The organism is Micromonospora sp. MH33, assembly GCF_003013775.1.
In the GTDB taxonomy this organism is placed as follows: domain Bacteria; phylum Actinomycetota; class Actinomycetes; order Mycobacteriales; family Micromonosporaceae; genus Micromonospora; species Micromonospora fulviviridis.
This window is the reverse complement of record NZ_MUYZ01000048.1, coordinates 22,050-32,847: the sequence shown is the minus strand read 5'-3', so window position 1 is coordinate 32,847 and position 10,798 is coordinate 22,050. Positions and strand designations below refer to the sequence as shown.

Sequence of the window (10,798 nt, the reverse complement as noted above, 5' to 3'; positions counted from 1 at the left end):
CGGGCCGGCGCTCGACGCCGGACGGCGCGTCGGTGGCCCGCCGTTCGACCGGCCGGCCACCACCGGGCGGCGCGGCGGCGGGCCGGCGCTCGACCAGCACGTCCACCTGCGCGCCGGTGAGTGCCACGGTGACGGCCCGGGTGAACCGCAGCTCGCAGCCGGTCAGGGTGATCTCCAGGCCGGCGGCGTGCTCGGGGTTGCCGACGAGCCGGTTGGCCAGCCGCAGGGCGGCCGGGTCGAGCGCGCCCGAGCGGGGCACGCCGAGGTGGGCCCAGCCGGGGCGGCCCTGGTCCTGCACGGTGGTGAGGGCACCGGCCCGGAGCACCTCGATCACGCGTCCACCAGCCGGACGCGGGTGCCCGGGGTGAGCCGGGCCGGTGGGTCGGCGTGCACGTCGAAGAGGACCAGGTCGGTCCGGCCGACCAGCAGCCAGCCGCCGGGCGAGGCGGTCGGGTAGATCCCGGCGTACGGGCCGGCCAGCGCGACGGAGCCGGCCGGCACCCGGGTACGCGGGGTGGCGAGCCGGGGCACGGCCAGCTCGGCCGGCAACCCGGTGAGGTACGCGAACCCCGGCGCGAAGCCGCAGAACGCCACCCGGAACTCGGTCCGCCGCAGCCGCTCCACCACGGCGGGCACGTCGACGCCCCAGTGCTCGGCGACGGCGGGCAGGTCGGCGCCGTCGTACACCGTGGGGACCCGGACCTCGGCGGCGCCGGTGGCGGCGGCGGCGCCTTCCGGGGTCCACCCGGCGATCCGCGTGGCGGCCGCCGCCGGGTCCGGTACGCCGTCGACCAGCACGGTGGCCGCCGCCGGGACGATCTCGACGGCGTTCAGCTCGCCCGCGGCGCGGCGGCGCCACAGCTCGGCCCGCCACGCCTCGACCTGCTCGGGGCCGTCGCAGTCGAGCAGCAGGGCGTGCGCGCCGACGGGCCGGATCCGCATTCCGCCATCCTCGCGTCAGCGGCCGTGACGGTCCACACTACTTGCAAGTAACCTACGGTGTCGTAACCTAATGAGCGTGACCACCTCCGCACCGCTCCGGCTCAAGCCGGTCGACATCGGGAAGCCCCGGATGCGCGGCTGGCTGCACACCTACGCGTTCTTCGCCGCGGTCGTCTGCGGCATCGTGCTGTGCTCCATCGCCGCTGCCCGTCCCGGGTGGGCCCCGCTGGTGAGCTGCCTGATCTACAGCCTCACCGTGTGCGGTCTCTTCGGCACCAGCGCGCTCTACCACCGCCGGGTCTGGTCGGAGCGGGGCTACCAGATCATGCGCCGGATGGACCACTCGATGATCTTCCTGTTCATCGCCGGCACCTACACGCCGTTCTGCGCCCTGCTGCTGGACGCCCGGCACGCCACGATCATGCTCAGCCTGGTGTGGGGTGGCGCGCTGGCCGGGGTGGCGGTCAAGCTGATCTGGCCGCATGCGCCGCGCTGGGTCTCCGCCCCGCTCTACCTGGCGCTCGGCTGGGTCGCGGTGGCGATGCTGCCGGAGATCCTGCACGTCGGCGGGGTCACCGCCCTGGTACTGCTGAGCGTCGGCGGGGCGATCTACAGCGTGGGTGCCATCTTCTACGCGCTGCGCCGGCCGAACCCGTGGCCCACCGTCTTCGGCCACCACGAGTTCTTCCACGCCTGCACCCTGCTCGCCGCGATCTGCCACCACATCGCGATCTACTTCGCGCTGTTCGCCTGAGCGCCGCTCGGTACGGAAAGAGCGCGAGGGCCCCGCGCCGTTGCGGGGCCCTCGACGTTCGCGGTGCGGATCAGGCGGGGTAGCCCGAGCCCGGCCGGCGCACCTCGCGGTACTCCTCGCGCACGACCCGGTCGTCCTGCACCGGCACGACCGGCTCGGCCACGACGCGCTCGCGCACCGGGGCGGCCACCACCCGGCGGCGGCTGTTCCAGAAGTAGAGCGTGGTGAGCAGGCCCGCCACACCGGCGAACATGAGCACCCAACCCACCACGTTCAGGTTCAGCCACCCCAGGTTGGCGTCGATGGCGAACGCGAAGATCGCGCCGAGCGCGATCAGGAAGATGCTGGCACCGATGCCCATGACGTCGCCTCCTTGGCGTCCTGCTGGCGTTTCCTGCCCGCCGCGGCCATGGATGAGGTAGCGGCACACATCGACATACCCAGGCGCTCGGATCGCCAATCAGGCAAGCTGAGCGCATGACCGACGGCAGGAACCAGCAGCGGACGTTGGTGCTGCTGCGACACGCCAAGGCCGAGCAGTCCCCGGAGGGCCCGGACGAGGAACGGCCGCTGACCGCACGCGGGCACGCCGACGCGGCGGCGGCCGGCGCCTGGCTGGCCCGGCACGCGCTCCTTCCCGACGTGGTGCTCTGCTCGACCACCCGGCGGACCAGGCAGACCTGGCACGGGGTGGCGCTGGGCGCGACGGGATCCCCGCCGGAGGGGGGCCCGACGGGGCCGGTACCGGCGGTGCGCTACGAGCCGGCCGCGTACGAGGCGCACCCGGACGGGCTGCTGGAACTGGTCCGGGGGGTGGACCCGGAGGCCCGCTATGTGCTGCTGATCGCCCACAATCCGGGCATCTCGCTGCTCTCCGCGCTGCTCGACCCCGAGCGGGCGGATCCGGACGGCCTGCGCACCACCGACCTGGTCGTACACCGGCCCACCACCCGATGGGCCGAGCTCGGGCCGGGCGGAGCGCCCATCACCTCCCGGCACACCGCACGCGGCTGAGCCCACCCGGGCGGGTGGGCTCAGCCGGTCAGGACGGCGGGGCGGTGGGCGGCGGCGGGTCCGGCGGCGGGGGCATCATCGCGGTCGGGTGGGAAAGCCGGTTCTCCTCCACGATGAGCGTCCGTGCCCGCTTGCGCCGGTCCTGCCAGAACCAGAGTGTGGTGAGCAACACGCCCAGCCCGGCCAGGATGAACACCCAGCCGACCGCGCGCAGGTCGATCCACCAGACGTTGGCCCGGATGGCGAAGGTCATGATCGCGCCGAGCGCGATGAGAAAGATGGCGCTGCCAATGCCCATGTGCGCTGCACTCCCCCGTGCGGTGGCCCTTGGGCGTGCCCTGTCGTCGTCCGCGACGGTTACCCGCCAGGCGGCCGGCCTACCGGCCGGGGGAGGAAAACACGGCGGCGGCCGGCGAGCTGTCCGCTCGCCGGCCGCCGGTCGGTCGTCAGGGTCGAATCACCCCGCCGGGGATCAGAACGCCTCCTCCGGGAGGTCCATGATCTCCAGGTCGGCGCCCTCGATGATCCGCCGGTCGGCGCCGATGCGGGGCAGCACCTCGCGGGCGAAGAACCGGGCGGCGGCCACCTTGCCGGTGTAGAACGCCTTGTCGCTCGCGGAGACCTCGCCACCGAGGGCCTTCAGCGCCACGTCCGCCTGCTTCTGGAGCAGCCAGCCGACCACCAGGTCGCCGACCGCCAGCAGGAACCGGCGGCTGCTCAGGCCGACCTTGTAGAGGGCGCGGGCGTCGCCGCCCTGGGCCTCGGTCAGCCAGCCCATCATCACGCCGAGGATGTTCTGGATCTCGCCGAGCGCCTTGCCGAGCGCCTGCCGCTCCTCCTTGAGCTGGCCGTTACCGGCCTCGGAGGCGATGAACTCCTGGATCTCGCCGGCGACCGCCATGAGCGCCTTGCCGTTGTCCCGGACGATCTTCCGGAAGATCAGGTCGAGGCTCTGGATCGCCGTGGTGCCCTCGTAGAGGGTGTCGATCTTGGCGTCCCGGACGTACTGCTCCAGCGGGTAGTCCTGGAGGAAGCCGGAGCCGCCGAAGGTCTGCAGCGACTCGTGGCCGAGCAGCTCGTACGCCCGCTCCGAGCCGACGCCCTTGACCAGCGGGAGCAGCAGGTCGTTGACCCGCTTGGCCAGCTTGGTGGCCTTCTCGTCGCCGGCCGCCTCGGCGACCGCCACCCTGTCCTGCCAGGTGGCCGTGTAGCAGACCAGCGCGCGCAGGCCCTCGGCGTACGACTTCTGCATGAGCAGCGAGCGCCGCACGTCCGGGTGGTGGGTGATCGTCACCCGGGGGGCGGTCTTGTCGGTCTGCTGGACCAGGTCGGCGCCCTGCACCCGGTTCTTGGCGTACTCCAGCGCGTTCAGGTAGCCGGTCGAGAGGGTGGCGATCGCCTTGGTGCCGACCATCATCCGGGCGTACTCGATGATCATGAACATCTGCCGGATGCCGTCGTGCTTCTCGCCGAGCAGCCAACCCTTGGCCGGCACGCCGTGCTCGCCGAAGGTCACCTCGCAGGTGTTGGAGACCTTCAGGCCCATCTTGTGCTCGACGTTGGTGGCGAAGACGCCGTTGCGCTCGCCCAGCTCGCCGGTCTCCTCGTCGAAGTGGAGCTTCGGCACGACGAAGAGGGACAGGCCCTTGGTGCCGGGGCCGCCGACGCCCTCGACGCCGACCGGGCGGGCCAGCACGTAGTGGACGATGTTGTCGGTCAGGTCGTGCTCGCCCGAGGTGATGAAGCGCTTGACGCCCTCGATGTGCCACGAGCCGTCGGGCTGCTGGATCGCCCGGGTACGGCCGGCGCCCACGTCCGAGCCGGCGTCCGGCTCGGTCAGCACCATGGTCGAGCCCCACTGCTTCTCGATGAAGAGCCGGGCCCACTTCTTCTGCTGCTCGGTGCCCTCGACGTGCAGCACGTGCGCGAAGGACGGGCCGGAGGCGTACATCCAGATCGGGGCGTTGGCGCCGAGCACCAGCTCGGCGAGCGACCACCAGAGGGCGCGCGGGGCGTTGGTGCCGCCGAGGGCCTCCGGCAGGTCCAGCCGCCAGAACTCCGAGTCCATGAACGCCTGGTACGACTTCTTGAACGACTCCGGCAGCGGCGCGGTGTGCGTCGCGGGGTCGAAGACCGGCGGGTTGCGGTCGCTGTCCGAGTAGCTGGCGGCCAGGTCCTCGCGGGCCAGGCGGTCGACCTCGGAGAGGAAGCTACGGGCGGTGTCGACGTCCAGGTCCGTGTACGGCTCCTGGCCGAACGTCCGGTCCGCCCCGAAGACCTCGAAGAGGTTGAACTCGAGGTCCCGAAGGTTGCTCTTGTAGTGGGTCATGCTCGCTGGCCCCGCTTCCGGACAGGTGTTACCGATCAGTAACTCCAGACTGTATTACTCGTCGGTAGCCAACGACAAGCCGATCTCGGAAGTGACAGCGATTACACACTTCCCGTTCACCCGATGGACTGACCGTCGGCTCAGCTCTCGGCCGCGCCGACCTCCCAGCTCGGCACGGGCGCGGCGGCGGCGCTGCGCGGCCCGGTGTACTCCATCAGGACCAGCGCGATGTCGTCGTCGAGCCGGCCGTGCACCCACTCCACCAGGGCGGTCTCCAGCGAGGCGAGACCGTCGGCGACGGTGCCGTGGCCGAGCAGCCGCCAGGCCCGGTCGGCGGTCGGGAAGAACTCCCCGTCCCGGCGCGCCTCGCCCAGCCCGTCCGTGAAGAGCAGCAGCCGGTCGCCCGGCTCCAGCCGCTCGACCCGCGGCCGGACCACCGGCATGAAGCCGAGCGGCGGCGCGGGCGCCGGCGGTTCCAGCGGGATCACCGCGCCCCGGCGCAGCAGCAGCGGCGGCGGGTGGCCGCAGTTGACGATGGTGAGGGTGCCGCCCCGCTCCTCGACCAGCGCGGCGGTGACGAAGTCCTCGTCGCCCACGTTGCGGGCCACCGCCCGGTCCAGGTCGGTCACCACCGCGCGCAGGTCCGCCCGCTCGTACGCCACGTGCCGGTAGGAGCCGAGCACGATGCTGGCCAGCCGGACCGCGTCCAGCCCCTTGCCGCGCACGTCACCGATGATCATGCGGACGCCGTACGGGGTGTCCATCGCCTCGTAGAGGTCGCCGCCGATCTCCGCGGTCGCCGTGGAGGAGATGTAGCGGGCGGCCACCGCCAGGGTGCCGACCTGCGGGCCCAGCGACCGGAGTACCGCCTGCTGGGCGACCGAGGCCAGCCGGGACAGCTCCGCGATCCGCTCGGACTGGCGCTGGCGTACCGCCGCCACGGCGCCGGCGATCGCGGTGGCCAGCGCGATGCCGGCCACGTTGACCGCGGTGACCAGCGACATGGTCTGCTCGGCGAGAGCGAACGCGGCCCCGATCCCGGTGGCGAGCAGGCCCACCCCGAGCACCACCCGCCAGGACGCGAGCGCGGCGGCGAGGAACGGGGCGGCCACCATCAGCGCGACGTAGTGCGCGGGACGGCCGTCGGCCAGCTCCACGGCGGAGACGATCGCGAGCAGCGCGAGGGCCGCGCCGAGGCCGGCGCGGGATCCGGGGCTCAGCGGGCCGCGGCCCGACTGGAAGGGTTGCGTGCGTACACCGGACAGCATGCCTGATGGACGTGAACGGGTGAATGAACCTGGCCCGTCGTCCGAGGATGTTCTGCCCGGCCGGATCCCGCCGCCGACCCGATCGCCGCCGGTCACCCGGTCAGCCGAGGACCTCGTACCTGACGGTCAGCTCGCCGAGGTCGGTCGAGGCGATCGCGGCGAAGGCGGCCCGGGACAGGTCGATGCACCGGCCGTCGATGTACGGGCCCCGGTCGTTGATCCGGACCACGACCGACTTGCCGTTGGCCGGGTTGGTCACCCGGACCTTCGTGTTGAAGGGCAGGGTCTTGTGCGCGGCGGTCAGCGCGTCCGGGTTGAACGTCTCGCCGTTCGCCGTCATCTGGCCCTCGTCGTAGAAGGACGCGCCGCAGGAGCCGCTGTCCACGACCTTCGCGGCGGCGGTGGTCTTCTTCGCGGTCGGCTTCGGGCTGGCGGTCCGGGTCTTGCTCCGGGACGCCGCCTGCGTCCGGGTCGCGGTCGGGCTCGGGGTGGCCTTCGGCGAGGGGCTGAGGCTCGGCGACACGCTCGGCGCGGCGGAGGGGGACGCCGAGCTGGGGGCGAGGGTGCTGGGCAGGGCCTCGACCGCGGCCGGCCCGGCGGCGGGCTCGGCCGAGGTGAGCTGGACCGCGCCGACGGTGCCGCCGATGGCGAGCACCACACCGACGGCCGCGGTGGCGGCGATGCCGGCCGGCGAGGAGAACTTGCGGGTACGAAGGTGCCTACCAGCCACCGCCCGGTCCTTTCGTCTGCTGAACAAACCGGCTCGGACCGTAACGAGAGAAGCACTTCGGAAGTCAACGTGATCATGGTGCTATGCCCGTATTTACCCTGGTACGTGTAGCCGATCAAGCTACCTCCACTCCACCAAACGGAGGAATCAACGCTGGCCGAGGGCAGTGCGGCCTCGCCTGGTGCCGGTGCCGCAGGATGAAGGGCGTGCTGAGCCGCCGCCTGACCGAGCTGTTCCGCTGGGTCGACCCCGACCCGACGAGCAGCCATCTGGTCAGCGACCTCTCGGGCTGGTGGCGGGATCCCGAGGTGCTGGCCGGGGTCGGACCCGCCCTGGCCGGCCTCTTCCCGGCCGCCCGGCCGACCGTGGTGATCGCCCCCGAGGTGACCGGGCTGCTGCTCGGCCCGCTGGTCGCGGTGGCCGCCGGCGCCGGGTTCCTGCCGGCGTACAAGGACGGCGGGGAGCGGCGCCGGGTCGGGCCGATGCGCTGGGCCGAGGCACCCCCGGACTACCGGGGCCGGCAGCTCCGGATCGGCGTGGACGCCCGCCGGCTGGGGCCAGGCGACCGGGTGCTGCTGACCGACGACTGGGTGGCCACCGGGGCGCAGCTCGACGCGCTGCACCGCCTGGTCTGCGACAGCGGCGCCGAGTTCGTGGGGACGGCCGCGCTCGTGGCGACCTGTCCGGCGCCGGTCACCGAGCGGCTCCGGCTGCGCGCCCTGCTCACCGGGGAGCAGTTGCCCTGAGGGTTGACCTCAAGGGAGCTTCAGCTCCGAGGATCGGCGCATGGACGACGGCATTCTCGACGAGGCGTACCAACGGCTGCACCGGACCGGCCCCGAGTTCGAGGGCTGGCTCTCCAACCACGGACCGATGGCGGTCGAGGCGCTGGTCCGCCACGGCCACGGCACCCGGGTGCACCGCTGGCTGGACGACTACCTGCGCCGGCTGGACGAGCTGCCCCGCGGCCTGCGACCGGTCGACGACTGGCGGGCCGCGCTGGGCGACCCGAAACGGGCCGGCGACTGGCTCGCCCACTTCGACCGCGAGCTGCGCGACCGCCCCTGGCGCGAGGTGCTCGGCGAATGGTGGCCACGGCTGCTGCCGGGCATCGCGGCCGGCGCCACGCACGGGGTGATCCGGGTCGGGCACGCCGTGCGGGTGCTGCGCACCGACGGGGAGAACCCGCAGCGGCTGGCCGAGCTGGGCCAGGCGCTCGGCTACTGGGCCGCACGCTGGCAGCCGGTGCCCGGCGCCGGCCCGCTCACCGGGCGGTCCGACGTGCCGACCGCGCTCGCGGGGGTGCCCCGGATCCCGGCGCAGACCGGCGGAATCCGGGACCGGCTGGGCCGGCTGCCCGACGTACCGGAATGGCCCGCCGCGGTGGCGGCGCTGCGCCCGCCGGCCGACCCGGCCGGGGCCGAGCGGACCCTCACCGAGCTGGTGCAACGGGCCGGGCTGGACTACCTCCGGTTCGGGCACGGCAACCCGGTGATGCTGGTGCACGCGGTGACCGCGCCGACCGCGGTACTGCGTACCCTGCCGGCCCTGGATCCGGCACTCTGGGCGCCGAGCGTCGCCGCGGCCTGGTCGGCCACGGCCGCCGTGACCTCGGTGTACGCCCCACCCACGCCGGCCCCCGCACCGGCGGTCACCGTCGGCGGGCCGGCGGAGGTGTTCGCGCGGGCGGCCCGGCACGGCGACGCGCACGTGGTGAAGCTGGCCGACGCCGTGCTGGAGGCGCACGCGGCGACCGGCGACGCCCGGGTGCTGGCCGCCGCCGGCTATGCCGGTCAGCTCATCTGACGAAGTCCTCGACGGCGGTGCAGACCCGGCCCAGCGCCTCGGCGGAACGCGCCAGCGGGCCGGGCACCAGCATCGAGTGGTCGGCATCCGGCACCTCCAGCACGTGCGGGCTGAGCCGGCGGGCAGTGTCGCCCTGCCAGGACGGGTCGGCGGTGCCGCCGATCAGCAGGCGCGGCGCGGTCGCCCGGCCGAGCCCTTCCACCACGTCCGGGTTGTCGAGCAGCGGGGTCAACCAGACCGCGGGCAGGCCCCGGGCCGCGGCGAGCGGAGTGGCGAAGGTGCCCAGCGACTTGCCGACCAGCAGGTCGACGCCGTCAAGCACGGGGGTGACCTGCTCGGCCACCCACTCCGGAGCCTGGTCGAGACGGAAACCTGCGGGCGTCCGCCAGACGATCTCGTGCACGTCGAACCCGAGCCGGCGCAGTGCCTCCCCCAGGTAAGCGAAGAGGGGGGCTCGGGTGTCATAGCCCTGCCCCGGCACCAGCACCGCCCGTCGATCCGCCATGCCGCCCACGCTAGTCCCGCCGGGGCGTCCCGTGGGGGCGGACGAAATCCCGCGACGGGCCGGCGGCCGGCGGTTAGCCTCGGCAGGATGTGGCCCCGCATCGGTGGACTCCGCACCCTCGCCCTCGGCACGCCCGGCGAGCTGCGCACCACCCTCAACACCCTCGTGCTGTCCGGCGTGAAGACCGCCACCGCCGGCCTGCTGACCGACGAGTACGCCGCCGAGAACGAGGAGCTGGAACACGCCGGCGAGCGGCTGGTCCTGGTCGACGACGACGACAAGCTGATCGGCGTCGTCGAGGTCACCGATGTCGAGGTGGTCCGCTTCGCCGACGTGACCTGGGACTTCGCCCGCTCCGAAGGGGAGGGGGACCGGTCCATCGAGGAGTGGCGCGAGGGGCACCGCCGCTACTGGGCCGGGGTCGGCTTCCCCGTCGACGACGACAGCCAGGTGGTCTGCATCCGGTTCCGGCTGGTCTCCGCCGGGGACGGCGGGATCAGCACCGGCGACCTGGGCACCTGACGGTCACGCCCGGCGCAGCTCCGGCAGCAGCCCCGCCGCCTCCACCAGCACCGCCTCGTCGCCCGCGTACCAACTGCTGGCCCGGGGCCAGTGGGTCACCACGTCGGTGAAGCCCAGCCGCGCGGCCCGGGCGACCTGTTCGGCGAAGAAGCCCGCGCTGCGCAGCGAGAAGACCGGCGCCGAGTCCAGCGACAGGTAGCGGTCCAGGGTGGCCGGGTCGCGCCCGGCCTGCTCCAGCGTCCCGTCCAGCCGGGCGGACAGCTCCGCAACGGTCGACCACCAGCTCTCCAGGTCGTCGCCGCCCAGCCCGGTGGTCACCCAACCCTGCCCGAAGCGGGCGACCAGCCGCATCGAGCGGGGCCCGTTCGCGGCGACCACGAACGGCACCCGGGGCTGCTGGACGCAGCCGGGATTGTTCCGCGCGCCGACCGCGGCGAACCACTCGCCGCGCCAGGTCGTGCCGTCCTCCCGCAGGATCAGGTCGAGCAGCTCGGTGAACTCGGCGAACCGGTCGACCCGCTGACGGGGCGGCAGGGTCTCCCCGCCGAGGACCGCGGAGTCGAAGCCGATGCCGCCCGCGCCGAGGCCGAGCAGCACCCGGCCCCCGGAGACGTCGTCCAGCGCGGTCACCTGCCGGGCGAACGCCGCCGGGTGCCGGAAGTTGGGCGAGGCGACCAGGGTCCCGAGGCGGATCCGGGAGGTCACCGTCGCGGCGGCGGTGAGTGTGGTCATCGAGTCGAACCAGGGGCCGTCGATCAGGTCCCGCCACCCCAGGTGGTCGTAGGTCCAGGCGTGGTCGAAGCCCCATTCGTCCGCCTGCTGCCAGCGCCGCCGGGAGTCCGACCAGCGCTGGTCGGGCAGGATCACGATGCCAATCCGCATGATCGCCAGGGTACGACCCGGGTCGGACATGCCGACCCGGGTCGGG

Annotated in this window: 13 protein-coding genes and 1 pseudogene; 5 read left to right on the top strand and 9 right to left on the bottom strand. The window is 73.4% G+C overall.

Annotated features, from left to right (window positions below):
• Together B0E53_RS10930 and B0E53_RS10925 are read right to left on the bottom strand one after the other, a co-directional pair.
• Positions 1-334, bottom strand: a pseudogene (locus B0E53_RS10930) (hypothetical protein); the annotation flags it as partial.
• Entirely contained in the window at positions 331-942 is a 612-nt protein-coding gene (locus B0E53_RS10925; RefSeq protein ID WP_107075935.1) for an allophanate hydrolase subunit 1, read from the bottom strand. The gene B0E53_RS10925 and the pseudogene B0E53_RS10930, both read right to left, overlap by 4 nt.
• Positions 943-1,018: 76 nt before the next feature.
• On the opposite strand from B0E53_RS10925, the gene B0E53_RS10920 reads away from it, so the two are divergent.
• Positions 1,019-1,696, top strand: a complete 678-nt coding sequence (locus tag B0E53_RS10920) for a hemolysin III family protein (protein ID WP_107075940.1) — start codon at positions 1,019-1,021, stop codon at positions 1,694-1,696.
• A gap of 70 nt (positions 1,697-1,766) precedes the next feature.
• Here the strand turns inward: B0E53_RS10920 and B0E53_RS10915 are convergent, their stop codons facing one another.
• A complete protein-coding gene (locus B0E53_RS10915) occupies positions 1,767-2,057 on the bottom strand; it encodes a DUF6458 family protein (protein WP_107075934.1) in 291 nt (96 codons plus the stop codon).
• 116 nt (positions 2,058-2,173) lie between these two features.
• Here B0E53_RS10915 and B0E53_RS10910 point away from each other — a divergent pair, with 116 nt between their 5' ends.
• Positions 2,174-2,710, top strand: coding sequence for a histidine phosphatase family protein (locus B0E53_RS10910; protein ID WP_107075933.1), 537 nt, complete (start codon positions 2,174-2,176; stop codon positions 2,708-2,710).
• Between the two features lie 28 nt (positions 2,711-2,738).
• Here the strand turns inward: B0E53_RS10910 and B0E53_RS10905 are convergent, their stop codons facing one another.
• From B0E53_RS10905 to B0E53_RS10890, 4 genes are all read right to left on the bottom strand, one after another.
• The gene (locus B0E53_RS10905) at positions 2,739-3,008 is read right to left on the bottom strand and encodes a DUF6458 family protein (protein ID WP_013283345.1); all 270 of its coding nucleotides are present in this window, start codon (positions 3,006-3,008) and stop codon (positions 2,739-2,741) included.
• Between the two features lie 174 nt (positions 3,009-3,182).
• Complete coding sequence (locus B0E53_RS10900) at positions 3,183-5,039, bottom strand: acyl-CoA dehydrogenase (RefSeq protein ID WP_107075932.1); 1,857 nt, start codon at positions 5,037-5,039, stop codon at positions 3,183-3,185.
• 140 nt (positions 5,040-5,179) lie between these two features.
• Positions 5,180-6,307, bottom strand: coding sequence for a PP2C family protein-serine/threonine phosphatase (locus B0E53_RS10895; RefSeq protein WP_107075931.1), 1,128 nt, complete (start codon positions 6,305-6,307; stop codon positions 5,180-5,182).
• Positions 6,308-6,407: 100 nt separating this feature from the next.
• Positions 6,408-7,037 carry a septal ring lytic transglycosylase RlpA family protein gene (locus B0E53_RS10890; RefSeq protein WP_107075930.1) on the bottom strand — a complete coding sequence of 210 codons (630 nt, stop codon included), beginning with the start codon at positions 7,035-7,037 and terminating at the stop codon, positions 6,408-6,410.
• Between the two features lie 197 nt (positions 7,038-7,234).
• Here B0E53_RS10890 and B0E53_RS10885 point away from each other — a divergent pair, with 197 nt between their 5' ends.
• Together B0E53_RS10885 and B0E53_RS10880 are read left to right on the top strand one after the other, a co-directional pair.
• Positions 7,235-7,783, top strand: coding sequence for a phosphoribosyltransferase (locus tag B0E53_RS10885; protein ID WP_210406020.1), 549 nt, complete (start codon positions 7,235-7,237; stop codon positions 7,781-7,783).
• Between the two features lie 40 nt (positions 7,784-7,823).
• Positions 7,824-8,843 carry a questin oxidase family protein gene (locus tag B0E53_RS10880; RefSeq protein WP_107075929.1) on the top strand — a complete coding sequence of 340 codons (1,020 nt, stop codon included), beginning with the start codon at positions 7,824-7,826 and terminating at the stop codon, positions 8,841-8,843.
• Here the strand turns inward: B0E53_RS10880 and B0E53_RS10875 are convergent.
• Entirely contained in the window at positions 8,836-9,348 is a 513-nt protein-coding gene (locus B0E53_RS10875) for an alpha/beta hydrolase (RefSeq protein ID WP_107075928.1), read from the bottom strand. The genes B0E53_RS10880 and B0E53_RS10875 overlap by 8 nt on opposite strands.
• An 87-nt stretch (positions 9,349-9,435) precedes the next feature.
• Between B0E53_RS10875 and B0E53_RS10870 the strand changes: the two genes are divergently transcribed.
• Positions 9,436-9,870: an ASCH domain-containing protein gene (locus tag B0E53_RS10870; RefSeq protein ID WP_107075927.1), complete on the top strand. Its 435-nt coding sequence runs from the start codon at positions 9,436-9,438 to the stop codon at positions 9,868-9,870.
• A 3-nt stretch (positions 9,871-9,873) separates the two neighbouring features.
• On the opposite strand, the gene B0E53_RS10865 is transcribed toward B0E53_RS10870, so the two are convergent.
• Positions 9,874-10,782, bottom strand: a complete 909-nt coding sequence (locus tag B0E53_RS10865) for an LLM class flavin-dependent oxidoreductase (protein ID WP_107075926.1) — start codon at positions 10,780-10,782, stop codon at positions 9,874-9,876.
• Between the last annotated feature and the right edge of the window lie 16 nt (positions 10,783-10,798).